The following is a 22,761-nucleotide window of genomic DNA, read 5'->3' on the forward strand; positions in this document are numbered from 1 at the left end:
TGAAAGATCAATCGGGAGGACTGACATGAAACTGACTACAAAAATCGTCAATGCGTTGGCTTTGACTTTCTTGGCTGCGGCACCCGTCGCTGCGCAGGAATTTCCGGAACGACCCATCAACATAGTGGTGCCATTCAATGCCGGTGGGGGCACTGACTTGTTGGTGCGCGGTTTTGCAGCTCATTTTGCCGAAGCTGTTGGCGGTGACGTGTTCGTGTCGAACATGGCAGGCGGATCTGGCACTGTGGCTGCCGCTGCTTTGGCGGGACAGCGTCCCTCCGGGTATCAGCTTGGCTATTGGTCTGTCACAGTTGCCACGGTGCAGCCGCAGATCAAGGATGTGCCCTACGGCATCGACAGTTGGGAGCCCATTTGTTCGGTCGCCGCATCCCCCACCATGCTGTTCACGAATAAGGGCAACGGCATTGAAACGATCGAGGATGCCAAAGCTGCGATCGAAGCCGAACCCGGAAAGTACCTGTTTGGATCATCGGGTCCGGGCGCCATGACGCATCTCACAACGGTGGCTGCGTTCGAGGGATTGGGCGTGATTGACAAGATCAAGCATCTTCCGTTTCAGGGCTCGGGTCCAGCTTTGCAGGCGATGGCTGCCGGTACGATCCAGTTCTTTGGCGATACAGAGATCCTGATGCAGCGCGGTGACTTCACCCCGTTGGTGATCTTTGCAGATGAGCGGTCTGCGGCCTATCCAGATGTTCCGACAGCCACCGAGGTGGGCATCGCGCCGCCGCTGAACGAGCTGTATCTCTGGGGTGGTTTGTTCGCACCAGCGGAAACGCCTGCCGATGTCGTGCAAAAGCTGTCCGATGCCTGCGGTACAGCCGTTGCATCCGACGGGTTTGCGGCATTCGCGGCGGATACCCAGACCACGCTCAAATATCGGGACTCAGCCGAGTTCGATGCGTTCTATCGTGCACAGTATGATGGAAACACGGCGATCATTGAGGCCGCAGGTCTCTGAGGTCTTTCCGGGGGTCGGCTGGTTCGGCCCCCGGCATTTTCAAACCAGCTGTGAAGGTAAGGCAAATGGGTGCAGTGACAGAACGGCGGGTCACTTCCTTGATCGTGCTTCTGATCGCGGCTGCGCTTTTGTCGCAGACTTTCGGGCAGGCCTATTCCGGTCTTGGTGCATTCAGCCCGATGTTCTTTCCCCAGATCGTACTCGGGTTCTGGGTCGCGGTGGCCGCGCTTGATGTGGTTTCCGAATTGCGACGCAGTTCAAGCTCGGATCATCCGCGATTGATGCGAGTGTCATTCATGGGTTTGGCAACGCTCTTGTTTCTTTACGGAATGACGCGCCTGGGGTTCTTCCTCTCGGCTGTACCCTTCTCGATCACTTCGCTGGTCGTTCTGGGTTTGCGAAATCCACTTGCCATACTGGCTGTCGGGGTAGGAGTGCCGGCTGCGCTGGTGGCGCTTTTCAATCATCTGCTTGTTTTGCCATTGCCCACATCGCCGTTCACCTGGTGGTTCTGAGGATCTGACATGATCGAACTGCTGCCACAGGCCATCGATTTGATATTCACCTTCGAAGGGATCGGGGTGCTTGTGCTTGGCACGATGCTGGGCGTAATCCTCGGAGCGCTTCCGGGGATCGGATCAACTGTCGCGGTTGCGATGATCCTGCCCTTCACTCTCACCATGAGCCAAGCTCCAGCCATTCTGATGCTGCTCGCGGTGTATGCTGGTTCGGTCTATGGCGGTTCGATTTCGGCCATCCTGATTAACACACCCGGAACGCCACAATCTGCCGCAACTTGCCTTGACGGTTACCCGATGGCCCAGAGGGGTGAGGCAGGTCTGGCCCTAGGATGGAGCACCATCGCGTCTACAATTGGTGGACTTGTCTCGGCGGTCGTTCTTCTCATGGCTGCACCTCAACTTGCGCAGCTGGCGCTGAACTTCGGTCCGATTGAAACCTTTGCACTGATCCTGCTGGGTTTGACCTGCATCGTGTCCGTTTCCGAAGGGTCGTTGATCAAAGGCCTGATCGCGGGAAGCATCGGGCTTTTCCTTGGTTGTGTCGGAGGTGACCCCATCACCGGAGAGGCGCGTTTCACCTTCGGTCAATTCCAGCTGATCTCGGGGTTCAATCTGCTGGCAGTCGTGATCGGCGTCTTCGCCTTGTCTGAGGTATTGATCCGCGCGGCAGCGAAACACGAAGAAAGCACCAATCTGGTGTCCTTTTCCGGCATCGTCTTGCCCGCTTGGTCTGCGTGGCGCGGTCGCTGGAAGGTGCTCGCCAAATCCGTCGCAATTGGCAATGGCATTGGGATCCTACCCGGGACAGGTGCCGCCACGGCCGCCTTCATTTCGTATGCCGAGGCGCAACGCTCTTCGCCCAATCGCAAGAATTTTGGCAAAGGCGAGCCAGACGGTCTGATCGCATCAGAGTCCGCCAACAATGCCGTGACCGGCGGCGCCTTGGTGCCGACAATGGCGCTTGGGATTCCCGGCGATGCCATCACTGCGGTGATGCTTGCCACCTTGACCTTGCATGGTGTGACGCCGGGCATTCGTCTGATGACCGACAATCCTGTCCTGATTACCGCCATCTTCGCCGGGTTTTTCGTGATCAACCTGATGCTTTTGCCGATGGGCATGATCGTTGCCAAAGGGGCAGCGCCCCTCTTGCGCTTGCGAGAGGGCTATATGCTTGTTTTGATCGTGCTTTTGTGCAGCGTCGGAGTTTATTTCGTGCGAGGGAATCCGTTTGACCTGATGGTCATGGGTTGCGCTGGCATTCTTGGGTTTGTCTTGCGCAGGCAAGGCATGCCGATGGCCCCCTTGGTGATCGGCATGGTGCTCGGCCCGACGCTCGAAATCAGTCTGCGACAGGGCTTAATCATAACCGATGGCAGCTTTCTTGCGTTCTTCAGTGGTCATCCCATCGCGCTTGTTCTGGCTGTTTGTGCGGTCGGAATGCTGTCATTGCCGGTGATCACTGCAGCGCGAGCAAAACGGACGACAGAAGACACATGACTTTGGTTTTTCTGAAGGTGCGATTGCGATGACGACGATATTGGGATGCATAGCTGACGATTTCACCGGGGCGACGGATCTCGCCGGTCTGTTGGCCCGTTCCGGAGTTCCAGTGTCCCTTCGCATTGGTGTTCCGTCAGAACCGCCGACCGACACAGCCGCGTTCGAAGTGATTGCCTTGAAGGTCCGAAACCTCCCGGCACAGGAGGCAGTGTCGGAGTGCCGCACAGCCTTGGACTGGTTGCAGCGCGCAGGGGCACAACGGTTCTATTGGAAGTACTGTTCGACTTTCGACTCCACGCCCGATGGCAATATCGGCCCTGTTTCCGAGGCACTGATGGCGGCGCTTGGCATTCATCAAACAGTCTATTGCCCGGCTTTTCCCGAAAACGGGCGGTCGGTGTTCATGGGCAACCTGTTTGTTGGTCGCGAGCCTCTCGCAGAAAGTCCGATGAAGGATCACCCGCTGACACCTATGCGGGATTCGAACCTGATGCGCCTTCTCGAACCACAGGTTACCAAGTCCGTCGGCCTCATCGACCGGCTTTGCGTCGCACGGGGGCCGGAGGCCATACTGTCAGAATTGACGCGGCTCTCAGAGCAAGGCATCGCGCATGTCGTGATCGATGCTGTTGCGCAGCAAGACCTTGATGCCATCGCAACCGCCTGCCGCGATATGCGTCTGATGACCGGGGGCAGTGCCTTGGCGATGCCCTTGCCGGCCCTCTACAAGGCGATGGATGCCTTCGACACGACCTTTGCGCCCAACCAGCCGCCTGAGATTGCGTCAGACGGTATCATTCTTTCGGGCAGTTGCTCGGCTATGACTAACGCACAGGTCGCGCAGTATCTGGCAACCGGAGCGCCCGCTTATCGGATTGACCCTTTGACTTTGGCAAAACTGGGGCCTCAGGCAATTCTCGACTGGCTTGTGGCTCAGGATCTGGAACACGTTCCGTTGATTTATGCCACGGCTGAACCGGACGCGGTGCGCGCGGCGCAAAACGAACTTGGCCGCACCCGTGCGGGTGAAATAGTCGAAGAGGTCCTCGCGGCTTGCGCGATTGCTGCCCGTGATGCCGGTGCTCGTCGTATCATTGTCGCGGGCGGAGAGACCTCCGGTGCAGTGACCAAAGCGCTGGACGTGGATCGCCTCGATATCGGCAAAGAGATCGCGCCGGGTGTGCCTTGGACGTTCTGCGTCAGCAACGGGTATCAGCTTGCCTTGGCCCTGAAGTCTGGCAATTTTGGAGCCGAGAGCTTCTTCACAGACGCCTTGAGCGCAATATGACCCTTGAAACCAGCCTTCGAGAACAGATTTGTACGTTGGCACGGTCTTTGTTCGACCGGGGTCTGACCCATGGCAGTACTGGCAACATTTCCGCCCGCACGCCGGAAGGAGGGCTGCTTGTGTCACCAACCGGGACAAGCTTTGGTCGCCTTGATCCGGGTCGGTTGAGCCGGTTCGATCCGTCGGGTCGGCATATCGACGGTGATGCGCCTACAAAGGAGATGCCGCTGCATTCCGCTTTTTATGAAACGCGCTCGACGGCTGGCGCTGTTGTGCATCTGCATTCATGCCATTCCGTTGCGCTCTCGATGATGCCCGATGTGGATTCGGACAACTTTCTGCCGCCTTTGACCCCGTACGGTCTGATGAAGCTGGGAAGGGTTAAACTGTTACCGTTCTTCCTGCCCGGTGATCCTGCCATGGGCGAGGCAGTTCGGGGTCTTGCGGGCAAGCGGACTGCGGTCATGTTGGCCAACCATGGCCCGGTCGTCGCAGGGCGCGATCTGGAGGCGGCGTGCAATGCCATTGAAGAGCTCGAAGATACGGCCCGCCTCGCGATGATGACCCGTGGCTTGATGCCCAGAGCGTTGACCGACGCGCAGGTCATGGAAGTTGTCCAGAAATTTGACGTGGAGTGGGAAGGGTGATGTATTCAGCAAATCTTGGGTTTCTCTGGACGGATCGAGCATTGCCGGACGCGATTCGTTCCGCGCGGGCGGCGGGATTTGCTGCTGTTGAATGCCACTGGCCTTACGATACACCGGCCTCGGGTGTCAAAGCGGCGCTTGAGGAAACCGGTCTGTCGATGCTTGGCTTGAACACGGTGCGCGGGAAGGCTGGGGAAAGCGGTTTGTCAGCACTGCCGGGGCGCGAGGCCGAAGCCCGCGCGGCGATTGATCAGGCTATCGACTATGCCGTGTCGATCGACGCTAAAGCGATCCATGTCATGGCCGGGTTTTCCGAAGGGCAAACGGCAGAGGCGACGTTTCTTGAAAACCTGGCTTACGCAAGAAAGCAGTGTCCTGATGACATCACGCTTTTGATCGAACCGCTGAACAGGCACGATGCACCCGGCTATTTTCTCAAGACCACCGGCCAGGCGGCGGACCTGATTGGTCAACTTAATTTGCCCGGCGTCAAGATAATGTTCGACTGTTATCATGTCGGTCGCACCGAAGGGGATATTGTCACCCGGTTTCTGGCGCTGATGCCCGTGATTGGCCATGTCCAGTTTGCCTCGGTTCCAGACCGTTCGGCTCCGGATCAGGGCGAAGTGAATTTCGATTTTGTGTTCAGGAGGATTGCTGCGGCTGGCTGGTCTCGCCCCTTGGGGGCGGAATACAAACCAGGCGGTGATACAGACGCGACCCTTGGATGGATGCAGACATTTTCTGCTGGGTGAGCGCGGTCTTGCGTGCGCCAGTGTCGTGCGTGGCGTTCTAAGTTCGGATCACACGCTGCCGCTCGGACGATGCGAAAAAGGCGCAACTAATGGGTTGCGCCTTCTGCCAAATCAAAGGGCGACTGACGTGCGAGTTTGAGTAAGGTCAGTTCGTTTGGAAGGTCGCAACTTCAGAGGCAAGCACGTCGGATGCGTCTGCAAGCCTTTTGCAGGCAGAGGTCGTTTCTGTAGCCATCTGAGCGTTTTCTTGAGTCATATGTTCCATATGGCTGACCGCCTCAGTGATCTGAGAGAGCGCGGCCGATTGCGTGGTCATGCCGTCCGCGATCCGTTCCACAGTCTTGGTCAGACTTTCAAAGCCTTCGAAAAAGCTGTTCAGGTCCGTGCCAGCCCGATTGACCAGAGACACACCGTTCGAGACATGGGTCTCACTTTCAGCGACCAGCCCGCCGATCTCGCGGGCAGATTCCGAACTGCGTTGTGCAAGCTGCCGCACTTCCGTTGCTACAACGGCAAAGCCACGACCGGCGTTCCCTGCGCGCGCGGCTTCGATCGCTGCGTTCAATGCGAGAAGGTTGGTTTGAACCGCAATGGATTCGATCGTGTTGACGATTTTTGAGATACGCGCTGACGATGTCTGGATCAGCACCATGGCATCCATCATGTCTTCTACCAGCTTTGCATTCCCTTCGGCTGTAACGCGAGTTTCCTTGGCGATGCCGTCTGTGGATTGTGCTTCGTCTACTGCGGTGCGGACCGTTTCATTCAACTGGTTCAGAGCTTGTGCGGTCTGGCTCAGTGCAGACGCTTGCGACGCGCTGCGATTTGACAGCTCTTCCGACGAGGCCGAAAGGGTCTGTTCGATGGTTTGAACTGCTCCGGTCACAGTCGAGACCCGTCCAAGCAGCGCGTTCCAATCGTCCATCGTGCGGTTGAATCCATCGCCAATTATAGCCATTTCGGGCAGTTCGCTGACCTCTATGCGATGTGTCAAATCACCTGTGCGCAGGTATTCCAGACCGTCTGCAATGGCTTTGATCGCTTCCTGACGCGCGGTGATATCGGTTGCGATTTTCACGATACGCGTGACGTCACCGTTTGCATCGAACATCGGCGCGTATGTCGCCTGAATCCAGATTGTACGACCCGTGCGCGTGCGGCGCGGAAACTGGTCGGTGAAAGTTTTGCCAGATTTCAAATCTTGCCAGAACTTTGAATATTCATTGCTTCTGGCATAGGTTGCGTCGACAAAAATGCGATGGTGTTCACCAACGACCGCATCTGCGCTGTATTCCAGCGCCGCAAGAAAATTCTGGTTCGCGTGAAGGATGATGCCATCCACTGTGAAATGAATGACGGCTTGTGTCCGCTCTACCATAGAGAGCAAAGCGATTTGCCCTTCATCAATCTCGACGTCGATTGCAGTATCTAACATGCGTTCATCCCCTTGTGGCTGAAAAGATCAACGACAAAAAACACGAGAGTTTTAGAAATTCGCACGCGCCCAGATCGCTTAGTGGTCTGGGCAATGCGATTGGTGGCATTTTTTCAATTTTTGGATATTCGAATTTTAGACAGGGGATACGAGGCGCGTCCACGCTTCCAGTGTCGCCAGATTTGACGTTGCAGCCCATCGTTGCGCCACGATGTCCATTTGAATAAATCCCAAATCATTTTGCAGATTGATCAGATCACCGCGCAAAAGATCGGGTTGCGCCAGCGCCGCGGGAACCCATGCCACGCCAAGGCCGGATTGGGCCAATTGCATGGCTGCTGTCGACAGACCTGTTTCGGTCACCACGCTCACCGTGCATCGACCCTCCAGCGCCGGGAGGATATGTCGGTTCAGTGCGGCTCCAAGAAAGACATCCGCAGGGTAGCCGATGATGCGCAGCACCCCATTCTGCAAGCGTTGGGTCAGGTCCTGTTCGTGTGTACTGCCAAGAACCGGGATCAGTGTTTCCTCTCCGATGACAGCTTCGAACAGGAACGACGCGAGTTCGGTGACGGGTTCCGATCGTATTCTGTAGGTGAGCGAAATAGCGGCTTGCCTGCGGATCAGTAAGGTCTCGCATTCGTCGCGGTTGGCCGACCGAAGGCGAATATGCGTGCGACTGGGCTCAGCTACCGAATTGATGATCTGCGTACCCATGGATGTGGTGATCGCATGCTGACTGGCAATCACAAGCTGGCGCAGCCCTGTGCTTTGCTCTTGCCTCATGTCCGAAAGCAAGAGGCGCAGTTCCGCTGCAAGCTTTCGCATCTCGGTTTCTCGGTCGCGCAGGACCTGCGATGGCCCACTGGGCTTGACGCTTCGGTCGATCAATTCGATCCCCAAAACGTCTTCCAGAGTTTTGATGCGACGTGAGAACGCCGGTTGTGTTACATTGCGCAAGCGGGCGGCGTCGGCAACGCCACCGCTATCAAGAAGCGCAACAAGGTCTTCGATCCAGTCAATGCGCATTTTGAGCCTCTTTATGCACAAACGGCATAATAACGCCCGTTTTTCTATTTGACGAGGCCGGTTACATGCAGAACTTATGCTGTGAACCCATCAAAGGATGCTGTTATGCACTTTTCCCGATTCCCCCGCGTTAACCTCGCTCATTTGCCCACCGCACTGGAGCCGATGGACCGCCTGTCCAAAGAGCTTGGCGGGCCGCGTATCTGGATCAAGCGCGATGATTGCACCGGCATGTCGACGGGTGGGAATAAAACCCGCAAGCTCGAGTTTTTGATGGGTGAAGCGCTTGAGCAGGGCGCTGACATGGTAATGACCCAAGGTGCGACCCAATCGAACCACGCCCGCCAGACGGCCGCCTTTGCGGCGCGTCTTGGTCTGGATTGCCATATCCTTTTGGAGGACCGGACGGGATCAAACGACCCGAACTACAATGAGAACGGCAACGTCTTCCTTGATTTTCTGCATGGCGCGACTGCTGAAAAGCATCCCGGCGGCGCGGATATGCCCGGTCTGATGGAGGCACGTGCCGAAGAGCACCGCGCCAAAGGACGCAAAGTCTATGTTATTCCGGGTGGTGGATCAAATCCGACAGGTGCGCTTGGTTATGCCAACGCAGCAATGGAAATTGTGAGCCAAGCCAACGCAATGGGATTGGAGATCGACCGTATTGTGCACGCTACAGGAAGTGCTGGCACACAAGCGGGTCTGATTACTGGATTGAAAGCGATCAACGCGAATATCCCGCTTTTGGGGATTGGCACACGTGCGCCCAAGCCGAAGCAAGAGGAAAACGTCTTCAATCTCGCGGTCAAGACAGCCGAGAAGCTGGGCTGCCCGGGTGTCGTATCGCGCGAAGATGTGGTGGCGAACACCGACTACGTAGGTCAGGGTTACGGCATCCCAACCGAAAGTGGGATTGAAGCGATTGAAATGTTTGCGCAACTTGAAGGCTTGCTTCTTGATCCGGTCTATTCCGGCAAAGGTGCTGCGGGGATGATCGATCTGATCCGCAAGGGAGAAGAGTTCAAGAACGACAAGAACATCGTATTTCTCCACACTGGCGGTGGTGTCGGGCTCTTTGGCTACACGGCGGCTTTCAACTATGATGCGCCAGTTTCGTCACCCGCCGCAGCCGAGTAACCCTTACCGATGCAGCCATTCACCGGCAGTTTCACGCAACAGGAACCCATCGCGGATGACGCGATTGCGGCAGCTGTTGAGGTACTGCGCAGTGGACGGCTGCATCGCTACAACACGGTCGGCGATGAGCTTGGCCCGGTGGCCGAACTTGAAAAGGCTTATGCAGCTTATCAGGGGTCGACCTATTGCCTTGCTTGTACATCCGGCGGTTACGCGATGGCGACAGCGCTGCGCGCGCTGGGCGTGGGCGCCGGTGATCGGGTTTTAACAAATGGCTTCACTCTCGCCCCTGTGCCGGGATCGATTGCAGCCGTAGGGGCCGAAGCGGTGCTGGTCGAGATCACATCAGATCTGGTGATCGATCTCGAAGATCTTGAGGCAAAGATCGTCGCATCAGAGCCCAAGGCGATGCTGCTGTCGAACATGCGTGGGCATCTGTGTGACATGGATGCGCTGATGGCGGTTCTTGACAGTCATGGTGTGCCACTGATCGAAGACTGCGCCCATACGATGGGCGCTTCGTGGAATGGGCGCAAATCCGGCAGCTTTGGCATCGCAGGATGCTTTTCGACCCAGACCTACAAACACATGAACAGCGGCGAAGGCGGGTTGTTGACTTCGGATGATCCCGAATTCATGGCGCGTGCGATTATGCTGTCGGGATCTTACATGCTCTATGAACGGCACGGCGCTGGGCCTGCGCCCGAGGTGTTCAAAGACATCCGGCTCGACACGCCTAACATGTCGGGGCGGATGGACAACCTGCGGGCGTCGATCCTTTTGACCCAATTGGGCGGTTTAGAGACGAATATCGACCGTTGGAATGCCCGGCATGATCTGGTGGCAGACCGTCTTCGCGCGATGCCTGATGTCTATGTCCCCCACCGCCCCAAAGAAGAGCGATATGTCGGTTCGTCGTTCCAATTCCTAATGCCGACCGCCAGCACAGAGACAATGAAGCAGGTGGTTACTGGAGCAAAAGCGCTGGGCGTCGAACTCAAGTGGTTCGGCGCGGACAGCCCGGTTGGGTTTACGTCCAACCACCAAAGCTGGCGCTACGTAACACCGCAGAATTTGCCCAAAACGGATGCAATTCTCGCAGGATTGCTCGATATGCGCATTCCCTTGACGTTCAGCCTTGAGGATTGCGCCCATGTGGCTGACATTATTGCCCATGTGGTAGGGCATGCCTTGCAAAAAGGAGCAGCCTGATGCGGCGTATTGGTGTGCTGGGTGGTATGGGCCCGGAGGCGACGATCTTTTTCATGCAGCAGGTTGTCGCTGCGGTACAGGCGGGCGATGACGCGGATCACATCCCGCTTTTGGTCGACAACAACACGCAAGTGCCCTCGCGCATCAAAGCCATTCTCGAAGGTACAGGCGAAGACCCCGGGCCGGTCCTTGTGGATATGGCCAAGGGGCTGGTTACTGCAGGTGCCGAGGCGCTAGTGATGCCGTGCAACACGGCACATTACTACGCAGACCAAGTGGCGGCAGCAACGGACAGGCCATTTTTGAATATGGTCGAGATGTCCTGCGCAGAAGCGGCCCGCATCGCACCCGGTGGCAAGGTCGGGCTGCTGGGATCGCCGGCATTGCAACAGGTGGGTGTGTTCGAAGCTGCTTTGGCTCAGGCTGGTCTTGCTCCTGTCTACGCAAAAGAGCAGGGGCGTGCCCTTGCTACGATCCGCTCGATCAAGGCACAGGGTCCATCCGAATTTGCAGCGCATACGCTGTCGGATATCTGTGCCCAGATGGTCGAAGATGGCGCGGATGTGATCTGTATCTGCTGCACAGAGTTTTCATTATTGGCATCAGACATTGCGGCGAACGTGCCGATGTTCGATGCGCTGCAGGTGCTTGTCAGCGCCGCGGTCGAGTATTCACGATCGGGTGTGTCCTCACCCGGCGGGAGAGAGGGGGATGTCGCACTGACATGTGCCGCTTCCCCCTGAAAAATCAATCAACAGGGAAAGGACGACACTATGAAGATGACCAAGACACGGGCTCTAACGACATCAGCCATCGTGGCTCTTAGCACCGGTGGCGCGGCTCAGGCTGCGGATATCGTAATCGGCGTGCCCAATTGGGCGTCTGTCAATGCGACGGCGCATGTTCTGGAAGTGGTGATCGAGGATAACCTCGGTCTGGATGTCGAGCTGCAGAACGGCACGAACCCAATCGTTTTCGAGGCGATGGACAGTGGCTCCATGCATGTACACCCCGAGGTGTGGATGCCGAACCAGCAAAACCTCCACGACACCTATGTCCAAGACAAAGGCTCGGTTGTGATGAACACGAACCCGGTGCAGGCCGAGCAGGGCATGTGTGTGCCTGCCGCAATCGCTGAAGAATACGATATCAAATCCATCGACGATCTAAGTGACCCGGATAAGATCGCGATCTTTGACACAGATGGCAATGGCACGCCCGAAGTCTGGATCGGCGCACCCGGCTGGGCGTCGACCGTGGTCGAAAAGATCCGTGCAAAGTCGTACGGCTATGACCAGATGTTCGAACTCACCGAGTACGAAGAAACCATCGCTTATGCCAACCTTGCCAATGCGGCAACTGCGGGTGAGCCGTGGATCGGGTTCTGCTACAGCCCACACTATATCTTCGTAACTCAGGATCTTTATGTGCTGGAAGAACCCGCGCATGATCCGGCAACGTGGACCATCGTGCAGCCGACCGATGATCCCGATTGGCTCGAAAAATCCGAAGCGTCGACCGCTTGGAACGGTGCCACCTTGCATCTGCACTATGCCAAGGAACTGGAAGAGGCCTATCCCGAAGTTGCGGCGCTGTTCCAGAACTACCAGATGACCGGTGATGACCTGAGCGCCATGGGCAAAGCCCTTGCCGTTGATGGCGTTGAAGCAGCCACTTTCGCCAAGCAGTGGGTTGCGGACAACGAAGACACCGTCATCAACTGGCTGACCAACTAAGCCTCTCGTATCAGGGTCGCAGTGATGCTGCTGCGGCCCTGTTCCCATGTGCTCCGTGCTGCGCGCGCAGGGTACGCATACCCAACGGGAGAGGCATATGAACGACCCTGTCGTAAAGCTCGAACATGTCTGGAAGATCTTTGGCGAGCGCAGTGACGAGGCCATGAACGCCGTCTTGAACGAAGGGCTGACCAAGCCGGAAGTTCTTGAGCGTTTCAAATGCGTCGTCGGTGTGCAGGACGCCAGTTTCGAAGTCGCACGTGGTGAAATTTTCTGCATCATGGGCCTGTCTGGTTCGGGCAAGTCAACGCTCGTGCGTCACGTGAACCGGCTGATCGAACCAACGGCGGGCAAGATCGAAATACTTGGGCAGGATGTTTCTGCAATTTCAGCAACCGAACTGAGGCGCATCCGGGCGCAGCAGATCGGGATGGTGTTTCAGCACATGGCTTTGCTGCCGCACAGGTCAGTGCGGGATAATGTGGCCTATCCATTGGAAATCAGAAAAGTGCCCAAGTCCAAACGCTGGGCGATTTCCGATCACGCTTTGGGGCTAGTCGATCTGACCGGTTATGAGGATCGTCTGCCGCGCGAATTGTCTGGCGGCATGCAACAGCGCGTTGGTATCGCCCGCGCTTTGGCATCCGATCCTGAGATACTCTTGATGGACGAGCCGTTTTCAGCGCTTGATCCGCTCATCCGTTTGCAGCTTCAGGACCAGTTCAAGGCGCTTGTTGCGCAGCTCAAGAAAACCACGCTTTTCATCACGCATGACCTCGATGAAGCTATCCGCATCGGTCACCGCATCGCCATCATGAAAGACGGGGTGATCGTGCAGATCGGCACACCAGAAGACATCGTGATGAACCCGGCCGATGATTACGTGCGTGAATTCGTACAAGGTATTTCCAAGCTCAAGCTCGTGAAGGCCCATTCTATCATGGAGCCGATGGCAAGCTATCAAGGCTCGCTCGATGGCGCGCCCCGTGCCGATGAGGGTGCCGATCTGGACCAACTGATCGACCTTGCCGTCGGAACCGACCTTCCCGTGGTCATCACTCAGGACAGCACGGATATCGGAATAGTTACAAAGCCGCGCCTGCTGCGCGGCATTCAGGGGGGCAAAGATGAGTGACGCAACCACAGATGTGAAAGTCACCGCCGCCTCGGATATCGAGGTCGACCGCGAAGCGCTGGACAGATCCATCAAGGACTTTGCCGGGCCCAATGGCGACTACTATGTGCGTGCGTTTCATACAATCCACGACAGCACGGGCATCATTCCCAAGACCTTCAATATGGCAGCAGCACTTCTTGGCCCAGTTTGGGCTTCGTCGCGGGCAATCTGGGGAATGTTCTGGGCCTTTCTCATCCTGGAAATCATCGCGTGGGTGCAGATCGGACGCGGGCTCTGGGGCAATCTTGGCGCTGAGTTTCTTGACCGTGCAGCCCAGCAGCAGGTGCGCATGCAAGAACGGCTGGATCAGGCTGCTGCAGCCGCAGATGAAACAAGCCGCCAAAGGTTCGAAACGCTGGCCGGCAACATGCAGCGTGCCATCGACCAGAACATTGAACGGGCCGAAGCCGCACAAGCCGAGGGCATGAGCATCCTGGTGACTGGTCTGATGCTGCTGCTGGTCTTCAAATTCGTTCAGGGGGTATACGCCAATGTGGCCTACGAAAAGCAGTATTCGCGTTGGCGCATTGATCCGACTGGCACGGAAAGCGGTCGTTCGACCAAAAATCTGGTCTTGGGCGCGGTTCTGACCGCGGCTGTTGCGCCGCTCATCATCTACAAGTTCACCGTCAGCAATTCACTCGCTCTGCTTGACGAATTCCCTGAAAGACAGGTTTCCGAAGCAGTGCTTGGTGAAGGCGGAGGCACGCTCTTTGGTGCGGTCGCCTCGTGGATGGAGGCGCGCATTGATGCAGCTGCCACCGCCGGGGGTGACGTGTTCGACGGGATCGTCGCGGGTGTTCGAACGGTTTTGGACGGCCTGACATTGGCCCTGAACGGTTCGCCTTGGCCGGTGGTGATGCTGGTGATTGCCGTCACCGCCTATCGCGCTGCCGGTCCGCGCGTGGCGATCTTTACGATAGCGGCCATGGCCTATACGGCGTTGCTCGGCTATTGGGCGCTGGCGATGGAAACGGTCGCTCTGGTTGGGGCTGCAGTGATCCTGTGTGTGATCATCGGCATCCCATTGGGCGTATGGTTCGGCAAATCGCGGCGCGCCTATCGCATGGCGGAACCTGTGCTTGACCTGATGCAGACGCTGCCCGCTTTTGTCTATCTGATCCCGATCATTGCGTTCTTTGGTACTGGCAACCCACCGGGTATTTTGGCAACGATCATCTTTGGCATGCCACCGGTCATTCGCCTGACAGCGCTGGGCATGCGGGGTGTGCCTGACAGCATCAAAGAAGCTGCCGTGGCCTTTGGTGCATCCAAGTGGCAGCTCTTGAAGGATGTTGAAATCCCACTTGCCTTGCCGTCGATCATGGCCGGGGTGAACCAGACAATCCTGATGTGCCTTTCAATGGTGGTGATCATCTCGCTTATCGGTGGCGGTGGTCTGGGGCAGGAGATCCTCGAAGCGCTGCAATTTGCGGCCAAAGGCCCGGGTTTGCTAGGTGGCTTCGCCATCCTGTTCCTCGCGATGGTCATGGACCGCATTGTTCAGGGCGCGTTCAAACGGGCAGATCAGAAGTAGGTCTGCCCGATCACACGACCAAACGCGACACGCTTGACTTGTTATGTTGCGTGACCTGAGGCAGATTTGCCTTGGGAGGAACGTGTGATGGCAACGGAAACGGCAGGTTCAAAGCCGCTCAACACTGTCGCGTCGCAGCAGCGGACGACCTACACCGTCAACACCGTCACGGCGGACGATATCAAGGCATCGCTGAAAGCAGGGTTCTCGGACTTCGTGTCCCGACCGATGATGAGTGGTTTCTTCGGTCTCTTCTATGCGGTCTTCGGAATCTTGTTTGTCTGGTGCTTGGTCTGGCTGGGAAAGGTCTGGATGGTCCTCCCAGCTGCCGTTGCCTTTCCCTTGATCGCGCCTTTCGCGGCGGCCGGGCTTTACGAAATGTCCCGCCGTTTGCAACGCAACGAAAGCTTCGGCTGGTCCGAAATCCTCACCGTCATGGCCAACCAGCGAAAACGCGAGATGGGCTGGATGGCTTTCGTAACCTTGTTCATCCTTTGGATATGGTTTTACCAGTTCCGCACGGTATTGGTGATCGTCCTACAGGATTCATCTTTCTCGGATTTGGAGGGCTTTTTCAGAGTCGCTTTCTTCACCTCCGAAGGATGGACCTTTCTGGCCATAGGCACCTGCGTCGGCGCGTTTCTGTCGGCTGTTCTATTTTCATTCACCGTTGTCGCGATGCCCATGCTTCTGGATCGCGACATCGATTTCATCACGGCGATGCTGACCTCTGTCCGTGTCGTAACAGAGAACCCTGCGGTTATGCTGGCTTGGGCTGCGATCATCACGGTCACCATGCTTCTGTCGCTGGTGCCAGCGTTTCTGGGCCTGATCTTCACGCTTCCCATTCTGGGGCACACCACGTGGCACCTTTACCAGCGCGCGGTGACTCCGACTCTGGCAAACGGCTGATGGATAAGGCCTCGCCTGCGTCCATCAAAATGTGCACGCGGTATTTGTAGCTTTACACCGACACGCCTGCCAATAGCGCATCCCGATCCAGCTCCGCCTTTTGTCCGCTCATCTTTACCGCGCCGCGTTCGAGAACGTAGAAGCGGTCGCCAAGGTCATAGGCAAAGCTGAAATACTGCTCGACGAGCACAATCGCCATGTCCGCCTGTTCGCGCAGCAGGGCAATCACCCGACCGATTTGTTGGATAATGTTGGGCTGGATGCCCTCGGTCGGTTCGTCCAGTAGCAATAGCTTCGGCTTGGTGATCAGCGCCCGCGCAATGGCAAGTTGCTGTTGTTGCCCGCCAGACAGGTCGCCACCCCGACGGTTGAGGAATTCCTTGAGGATCGGGAACAGCTCAAAAATATGATCAGGGATGTTATGTTCGGATTTTGGCAGGCAGGCAAACCCTGTCTCAAGGTTCTCGCGCACGGTCAGCAGCGGAAAGATATCGCGGCCTTGCGGAACGTAGGCCACACCTTTTTGCGCCAGCGCATGCGCCGAAGCATGGGAAATCGCCTCGCCGTTCAGCGACAGCGATCCACCTGAATAGGCATGTGTACCTGAGATCGCCTTGAGCAATGATGTCTTGCCTACACCGTTGGTTCCCATCACGCAGGTGATTTCGCCCTTGGCGGCGGCCATGTCGATGCCGTTGAGGATTTGACTGCCGCCATAGTGCAGCGTCAGACCCTCGGTTTTCAGGACTTCATCGGCCAAGATACACCTCAATCACCTGTTCATTCTTCGTCACGTGGTCCAATGATCCTTCGGCCAGCACCGACCCTTCGTGCAGCACCGTCACCTTGCAGTTCAGGCGGCGCACAAATTCCATGTCATGCTCCACCACCACCACCGCTCGTGTCTTTGCAGCTTCGCGCAGGATGTCGGTGGTGTGTTCGCGTTCCGCCGGGGTCATCCCTGCAGCGGGCTCATCGACCAACAAAAGGCGGGGGTCTTGGGCCAGTAGCATCCCGATCTCGAGCCACTGCTTTTGCCCATGGCTCAGCTCTCCCGACTTTCGGTGCAACGCGCCCGACAGTCCGATCTGTTCTGCCAAGTCCGCCACCTTGTCGCTGTCCTCCTGAGTTTGCTTGAAGAACAAAACTGCCAGCGGGCCGCGCGTTTTCTTTAATGCCATCATCAGATTGTCAAAAACGCTCTGATCTTCGAACACGGTTGGGCGTTGGAATTTTCGGCCAACTCCGGCTTGCGCGATCTTGCTTTCCGACATCTTGAGCAGAGAAACACTTTTGTCTCCATAGATCACCCGGCCCTCATCGGGTTTCGTCTTTCCCGTGATGATGTCCATAAAGGTCGTCTTGCCCGCGCCATTGGGCCCGATCACTGCGCGCAATTCGCGATCGGCGATCTGGAAGGACAGGTTGTTGATGGCTTTGAACCCATCAAAGGACACCGACACGCCCGAAACCTCGAGAAGTGTGCTCATTTCTCGGCCTCCTGTTCCCGCAGCGCGCCGTGATCGGGACCAAGGTCAGCACCGTGACGGTTCGGGCTTTTGCGATCGATCAAGATGTCCACCAATCCACCGATGCCCTTGGGCGCGAATAGCGTCACACAAACAAAGGACAGGCCCAGCAGCACAGTCCACCAGTCAACCCAGCTGATCGTGTAGAAGCCAAGGTTGATGTCCGGTGCCTGACCTCCGGTGAACCATGTCGATACTAACGACACGAATGCCGCACCAATCACCGCTCCATATAGCCTCCCGCGTCCGCCGATGGCGACCCAAACGGCCAGATAGATCGATGCGATTGGCGCGATTTCTGCCGGGTTCACAATGCCCGCCTGCGGATAATACAGCGCTCCCGCAATACCGGCGATTACGGCGGTCAGGGTGAAGATCACCAGCTTGAACGCCTCGACCGGGTAACCAAGAAACCTGACCCGTGCTTCGTCATCGCGGATGGCCCGAATGACCGATCCGAACTTGCCTGATACGATCCAAGCACACAGCAGATAGCCGAGCGCCAGCGCCAGCGCCGAGGCCCAGAAGAACCAGAGCGACACGATGGATTGCGGTGTGTCGCCCATACCCGGCAGGTTTTGCAGTCCGGACAACCCATTATTGCCCCGCAAACCGCTGTCATTCTGAAACAGGTGCAGAGAAAGGGCGAGGGTCATCGCTTGGGTCAGGATCGACAGGTAAACACCCGTCACGCGGCTGCGGAACGCCAGCCAGCCAAAGATCAGCGCCAGAAGGCCGGGCACGAGAACAACGGCGGCCAGCTGCAGGGGCAGCGAATGCGCGAACGCCCAGATCGGCGGAAATTCTGACGATCCGACAACGCCGAAGATTTGCGTGGCAATCCCGTCTGAGACCTCTTGCGGTGTCGGGGGCAGTGCGGCGGCGGACAGGCTTTCCAGCACGATGATCTCGGTCCGGGCATACATCAGCCACATGCCGATGGCGTAGCCGCCAAGCCCGAAAAAGGCCATGTGCCCCAGCGACAGGATCCCGCAATAGCCCCAGACAAGGTCCATCGCCAAAGCCACAAGGCACAGGCAAAGCGTCTTACCCAACGTCTTGATGAAGCTGGTCGAGATCACGCCGATCCCGAACCCTTCTGACAGGACTGTGACCCCAACTGTGAACAACGCGAGGATGGTGAGAAAGATCATCACCGACGGAAAGCGTAGCGCGAAAGGCTGGCGGCGGGGGAGGGCAGCGTCAGTCATGTCTTACGCCTCCGCCGCGCGGCCCTTGAGGGCGATGATGCCCTTTGGCCGGAACTGGATGAACAGGATGATAAACAGGATCATGTAGGTCTGCGCCGCCAGCGTGTTGGACGGGTTGAACCACTCGATCCCTTTCTGCAGGAAGCCAACCATCGTGGCCCCCAAAAGTGTGCCCCAGATGTTGCCTACACCGCCAACAACAACGGTCATAAAGGACTGCACGATGTAATCGCTGCCCATCTCGGAGGTGACTTTGGCATAAAGTCCGATAGCCACCCCAGCGATGCCCGCGATGCCAGACCCAAACCCAAAGGTCAGCATGTTGATCTTGTCTGGGTTGATGCCCATCGAGGCTGCCATGCGCGGGTTCTGCGTTACCGCGCGTACCTCCAGACCAAGTCGCGTGCGGTTCATCACGAACAGGAACAGCGCGAGGAACAGCAATGCGAGCACGAAGATCGCAATCCGGATATAACTGATCGAAACGATGTCATTGATCACCAGCGATCCATCCAGCCAACCCGGCGCGGTGAGGGGGCGTGCCTGTGTGCCAAAGATATTCTTGGCAATCTGTTGCAGCGCGATGGAAATCCCGAAGGTCGCCAACAGCGTTTCCAGCGGACGGTGGTACAGCCAGCGGATCACCAGCCGTTCCATCGCCACGCCTGCTCCAAAAGTGATGGCAAACGCCAGCGGGATCGCGACCAGAATGGACAGCGTGTAGTCGGGGATGAACAACTGCACGACATAGCCGGTATAGGCGCCCATCATGATGAATTCGCCGTGGGCCATGTTGATGACGCCCATCACACCAAAGGTGATGGCAAGCCCAATTGCGGCCAAGAAATAGATCGACGCCAAGGACAGCGCGTCCAGCGACAGGTCGAACATCTGGTTGATCGCGACCTTGTTTTCTATCGCATTCAGCGCGGCTTGGGCAGCAAACACCACTTCGGGCGGTGCACCCACATAGCGTTCGTAAAAGACGTGATTGGCAAGACGCTGGTCGACCTCGGCTTCGGTTGCAACAGCGGTCACCACGCCCTGTTCTGCCAAGGCCGCATAGGCCATATCGCGCGCATCTTGACTGTTCAGCGTGGCGACCTGAATGCCCGCCACCTGCCCATCGGCAATGTTCTCAATCAATGCATTGCGTTGGTCTTCAACACTGATCCGGGGCTTGGCAAGATCAGCGGACACCAGCAGCGCATAGGCGTCATCACGCGACAATTGTTCTGATCCGGGGTCAAGCATCTGGCCGATATCCGGGTCTGTCGGCAACACGTTTGCGGCTTCGACCCGCACTGATAAGAGCGGGTTCAGGGCGGCGCGGACGTCGACGCCCAAATCCCCGTCAAAGCTCTGGATCGCCTCGATCCGCTCGGCATCCGTTTCGCCATAGGCGATGGTCAGCAAGCGTTCCAAACGCTGCTTGCGGGCGAGGATCTGCGTGTCCGTTTCATTTTCAAGGCTGGCACGCAGCGCGGCCAAATGGCTTTCCTCAGCCCCACGTTCAATCGCATCCAGCGCGCGGCGGCGCGTGTCGGGGTCAGGATCGCTGAGTTGGAACTGGACAAGTGCCGTACCGATCAATCCGCGAATGCCAGAGTTCGGTTTGAGTTGATCGAACCCGTCATCGGGAACCTCTCCGATCTCTGTGCCATCCGCAAAATCGAATATCCGCAGTGTGTCCCGGTCCACTTCTTCGGCGTAGACGAACAGGCCGGTTTCCGTGTTCACCCACATCTGGCGTGTTTGCCATTTGTCCATGACCACCTGCGCTTCGGGCAGCCCGCTATTGGCAAGCGCGTCAATCGCGGGTCCAATGGTCCGGCGCGAACTTTCAACGATAATGTCGCGTTGCGACTGAAGCAGTTGTTGGATGGGGGCATCTGCCTGCTGTGCTGTGGCGGGAAACGCCAGTGTCAGGCAAGCAAGGAAAGTGGCGACAAAGCGCAGCATTTGGATATCCGTCGTCATTGGAACGCGCGAACGCGTACCTTACGGGAAGGGTGGGGTGCGTGGTTTCCCACGCACCGCTCATTGGCTTAGTAGTTCGACTTGATCTGCACGCAGGTCGATGTCTCGGTGTTGTACATACCACAGCCGAGGTCTTTCCAATCCGATGTCAGAACAGCCGATTCCGGCAGGAAGTCGGTCCATGCATCGCCCGGTACCGGATCAGTTGCGCTGATGATGTCGAACTGGCCATCGTCCTGAATTTCACCGATCAGAACCGGCTTGGACAGGTGGTGGTTCGGCAGCATCACGGCGGTGCCGCCGGTCAAGTTCGGGAATTCCTGCCCGTACATTGCCGTACGAACCGCATCAACGTCTGTGGTGCCAGCTGCCGTGGCCGCGTTTACCCACATGTTGAAGCCGATGTAATGCGCTTCCATCGGGTCGTTGGTCACGCGCTCTTCACCCATGCGGGCTTTCCATGCGGCGACCCACTCTTCGTTGGCGGGAGTGTCTGCGGACTGGAAATAGTTCCAGGCAGCAAGGTGACCGACAAGGTTGCTTGTGTCGAGACCGGAGAGTTCTTCTTCACCGACCGAGAAGGCCACAACCGGGATATCGTCAGCAGAGATGCCCGCAGCAGCCAGTTCTTTGTAAAAGCCGATGTTTGCGTCGCCGTTGATCGTCGAGATCACGCCGACTTTCTTGCCGTCTGCGCCAAGCGCCACAACGTCAGCGACGATCTTGGACCAGTCAGAGTGACCGAAGGGCGTGTAGTTCACGAAGATGTCTTCTTCCGCGATGCCCTTGTCCTTCAGGTAGGCTTCGAGAATGTTGTTCGTGGTGCGCGGGTAAACGTAGTCGGTGCCCAAAAGCGCGAATTTCTCGACGCCGAGTTCTTCGAGGAAGTAATCGGTGGCCGGGATCGCCTGCTGGTTCGGCGCGGCGCCGGTGTAGAATACGTTTTTGGAGCTTTCTTCGCCTTCATATTGAACCGGGTAGAACATCAGGCCGTTGAGTTCTTCCAGAACCGGCAGGGCAGATTTGCGCGACACCGAAGTCCATGATCCAAAGATCACGTCAACTTCCTGAACAGTCAGAAGCTCGCGCGCCTTTTCAGCGAAAAGCGGCCAGTCGGACGCGGGGTCCACGACAACCGCTTCAAGCTCACAACCCAGCAGACCACCTTTGTCGTTCTGGATATCGACCAGCATTTCCATCGTGTCTTTCAACGTGGTCTCGGAAATCGCCATCGTGCCGGAGAGCGAATGCAGAACACCCACTTTGATTGGGCAGCTTACGTCCTGCGCGAGGGCAGGGAGTGTTGAAACCAGAAGCGCGGCAGCCGCTGTAGTGCTGAGAAATTTCATCGACATTATGCAAACGTCCTTTGTACGTTTTGCGCCGCGAAGGTTGCCAAGAGCAGAGCAAGGCCCCAGATATCGCTAACGCAAGTCTATTGCGAAGTGCGGTGGAGCCTGGAGTTGAACGGCCGGCTTCATCGCACGTGATCAACTGATGACGCGCATCAGCCGCCGGTATCTAGGCCGCAGATTTTCACGGCAGGAAATGTGTCGTTCATCGGGATAGCGATCCACGGCCTAAACGCACAAGTTTTACGCTGTATTTACAAATTCGTCTGATTTTTGGGCAAAAAGGCGGGGTGTGAAAGCGCTATTGCGACGCCTGCCATGCCCCCTGATTCACGGATTCGATCTTGGAAACATGGGTACTGCCCGCAATAGCAACGCTTTCGCGGCTCGGCTGCAACAGGATCGTGCCGCACTGGAGCAATTCCTGTTTCGCCCGTTTTTCAGCCCATGCCGCCCGCCGTTCATCCTCCGAGAACGCTGCTTGGGTCAAAAGAGTGGCGTGTGCCATCTTGGCGTCGATCCGTTTAGACAGGATCTGTGTCGCGCTATTCGGCGTGACCAACGCATCAAGAATATCGACGAGATGCGCCCGCTGGATTTCGATCTCTTCGGTCGGTTTGTCGGACAGCAACCAGTGGTGTTCGATCTGCGCGGACAATCGGCCAACACAGTCTGTCACGCGGCGCAAAAGGTCTTCGTCAGGCTTCGCCGCCGTGGTGGCGAGGCAGGTGAAACTGGCTGCATATGCGAGAGTTTTCAAAACGCCCATATTTTGAGCGTGTAGCACGATTTATCATCTCGCAAGTTAACCTAAG

The 22,761-nt window shown here is 57.2% G+C and carries 21 protein-coding genes; 13 read left to right on the plus strand and 8 right to left on the minus strand.

Features of this window, described 5'->3' with window-relative positions; translation table 11 throughout:
• The first annotated feature begins 25 nt into the window (after positions 1–25).
• The 6 genes from MCRY_RS00915 (at position 26) to MCRY_RS00940 (ending at position 5,696) form a co-directional block, all read left to right on the plus strand.
• On the plus strand, positions 26–982 hold the full coding sequence (locus MCRY_RS00915; protein WP_085627577.1) for a tripartite tricarboxylate transporter substrate binding protein: 957 nt from the start codon (positions 26–28) through the stop codon (positions 980–982).
• Positions 983–1,047: 65 nt separating this feature from the next.
• Positions 1,048–1,497, plus strand: coding sequence for a tripartite tricarboxylate transporter TctB family protein (locus MCRY_RS00920; RefSeq protein WP_085627578.1), 450 nt, complete (start codon positions 1,048–1,050; stop codon positions 1,495–1,497).
• Positions 1,498–1,506: 9 nt separating this feature from the next.
• Entirely contained in the window at positions 1,507–3,003 is a 1,497-nt protein-coding gene (locus MCRY_RS00925; protein ID WP_085627579.1) for a tripartite tricarboxylate transporter permease, read from the plus strand.
• A gap of 28 nt (positions 3,004–3,031) precedes the next feature.
• On the plus strand, positions 3,032–4,294 hold the full coding sequence (gene otnK, locus MCRY_RS00930; RefSeq protein ID WP_085627580.1) for a 3-oxo-tetronate kinase: 1,263 nt from the start codon (positions 3,032–3,034) through the stop codon (positions 4,292–4,294).
• Positions 4,291–4,941 carry a 3-oxo-tetronate 4-phosphate decarboxylase gene (otnC, locus tag MCRY_RS00935; RefSeq protein WP_085627581.1) on the plus strand — a complete coding sequence of 217 codons (651 nt, stop codon included), beginning with the start codon at positions 4,291–4,293 and terminating at the stop codon, positions 4,939–4,941. Before otnK ends, otnC begins: the two co-directional genes overlap by 4 nt.
• Positions 4,938–5,696, plus strand: a complete 759-nt coding sequence (locus tag MCRY_RS00940) for a hydroxypyruvate isomerase family protein (RefSeq protein ID WP_085627582.1) — start codon at positions 4,938–4,940, stop codon at positions 5,694–5,696. The genes otnC and MCRY_RS00940 overlap by 4 nt, the downstream gene beginning before the upstream one ends.
• Before the next feature lie 145 nt (positions 5,697–5,841).
• Here the strand turns inward: MCRY_RS00940 and MCRY_RS00945 are convergent, their stop codons facing one another.
• On the minus strand, positions 5,842–7,131 hold the full coding sequence (locus MCRY_RS00945; RefSeq protein ID WP_085627583.1) for a methyl-accepting chemotaxis protein: 1,290 nt from the start codon (positions 7,129–7,131) through the stop codon (positions 5,842–5,844).
• A gap of 135 nt (positions 7,132–7,266) precedes the next feature.
• A complete protein-coding gene (locus MCRY_RS00950; protein ID WP_085627584.1) occupies positions 7,267–8,160 on the minus strand; it encodes a LysR family transcriptional regulator in 894 nt (297 codons plus the stop codon).
• A 105-nt stretch (positions 8,161–8,265) separates the two neighbouring features.
• Between MCRY_RS00950 and cuyA the strand changes: the two genes are divergently transcribed.
• From cuyA to MCRY_RS00985, 7 genes are all read left to right on the plus strand, one after another.
• On the plus strand, positions 8,266–9,300 hold the full coding sequence (gene cuyA, locus MCRY_RS00955; RefSeq protein WP_085627585.1) for a D-cysteate sulfo-lyase: 1,035 nt from the start codon (positions 8,266–8,268) through the stop codon (positions 9,298–9,300).
• Positions 9,301–9,309: 9 nt separating this feature from the next.
• The gene (locus MCRY_RS00960) at positions 9,310–10,512 is read left to right on the plus strand and encodes a DegT/DnrJ/EryC1/StrS family aminotransferase (protein WP_085627586.1); all 1,203 of its coding nucleotides are present in this window, start codon (positions 9,310–9,312) and stop codon (positions 10,510–10,512) included.
• The gene (gene cuyB / locus MCRY_RS00965) at positions 10,512–11,255 is read left to right on the plus strand and encodes a cysteate racemase (RefSeq protein WP_171046057.1); all 744 of its coding nucleotides are present in this window, start codon (positions 10,512–10,514) and stop codon (positions 11,253–11,255) included. The genes MCRY_RS00960 and cuyB overlap by 1 nt, the downstream gene beginning before the upstream one ends.
• Positions 11,256–11,285: 30 nt before the next feature.
• Entirely contained in the window at positions 11,286–12,248 is a 963-nt protein-coding gene (locus MCRY_RS00970) for an ABC transporter substrate-binding protein (RefSeq protein ID WP_138487785.1), read from the plus strand.
• Between the two features lie 97 nt (positions 12,249–12,345).
• A complete protein-coding gene (locus MCRY_RS00975; protein ID WP_085627588.1) occupies positions 12,346–13,383 on the plus strand; it encodes a quaternary amine ABC transporter ATP-binding protein in 1,038 nt (345 codons plus the stop codon).
• The gene (locus tag MCRY_RS00980; RefSeq protein ID WP_085627589.1) at positions 13,376–14,962 is read left to right on the plus strand and encodes an ABC transporter permease; all 1,587 of its coding nucleotides are present in this window, start codon (positions 13,376–13,378) and stop codon (positions 14,960–14,962) included. The genes MCRY_RS00975 and MCRY_RS00980 overlap by 8 nt, the downstream gene beginning before the upstream one ends.
• An 87-nt stretch (positions 14,963–15,049) precedes the next feature.
• Positions 15,050–15,874: a DUF2189 domain-containing protein gene (locus MCRY_RS00985; RefSeq protein ID WP_085627590.1), complete on the plus strand. Its 825-nt coding sequence runs from the start codon at positions 15,050–15,052 to the stop codon at positions 15,872–15,874.
• Positions 15,875–15,926: 52 nt separating this feature from the next.
• Here the strand turns inward: MCRY_RS00985 and urtE are convergent, their stop codons facing one another.
• From urtE to MCRY_RS01015, 6 genes are all read right to left on the minus strand, one after another.
• Entirely contained in the window at positions 15,927–16,634 is a 708-nt protein-coding gene (gene urtE / locus MCRY_RS00990; RefSeq protein WP_085627591.1) for an urea ABC transporter ATP-binding subunit UrtE, read from the minus strand.
• Positions 16,624–17,364 carry an urea ABC transporter ATP-binding protein UrtD gene (urtD, locus tag MCRY_RS00995; RefSeq protein WP_085627592.1) on the minus strand — a complete coding sequence of 247 codons (741 nt, stop codon included), beginning with the start codon at positions 17,362–17,364 and terminating at the stop codon, positions 16,624–16,626. The genes urtE and urtD overlap by 11 nt, the downstream gene beginning before the upstream one ends.
• A complete protein-coding gene (gene urtC / locus MCRY_RS01000; RefSeq protein ID WP_085627593.1) occupies positions 17,361–18,614 on the minus strand; it encodes an urea ABC transporter permease subunit UrtC in 1,254 nt (417 codons plus the stop codon). Before urtC ends, urtD begins: the two co-directional genes overlap by 4 nt.
• A gap of 3 nt (positions 18,615–18,617) precedes the next feature.
• The gene (gene urtB, locus MCRY_RS01005) at positions 18,618–20,576 is read right to left on the minus strand and encodes an urea ABC transporter permease subunit UrtB (RefSeq protein WP_085627594.1); all 1,959 of its coding nucleotides are present in this window, start codon (positions 20,574–20,576) and stop codon (positions 18,618–18,620) included.
• A gap of 86 nt (positions 20,577–20,662) precedes the next feature.
• Positions 20,663–21,943, minus strand: a complete 1,281-nt coding sequence (gene urtA, locus MCRY_RS01010; RefSeq protein ID WP_085627761.1) for an urea ABC transporter substrate-binding protein — start codon at positions 21,941–21,943, stop codon at positions 20,663–20,665.
• 304 nt (positions 21,944–22,247) lie between these two features.
• Positions 22,248–22,706 (minus strand): hypothetical protein, encoded by a 459-nt coding sequence (locus MCRY_RS01015; RefSeq protein WP_139834080.1) that lies wholly within the window; start codon positions 22,704–22,706, stop codon positions 22,248–22,250.
• Positions 22,707–22,761: the final 55 nt, after the last annotated feature.

Origin of the sequence: Marivita cryptomonadis (assembly GCF_002115725.1) — a bacterium.
In the GTDB taxonomy this organism is placed as follows: Bacteria; Pseudomonadota; Alphaproteobacteria; order Rhodobacterales; family Rhodobacteraceae; genus Marivita; species Marivita cryptomonadis.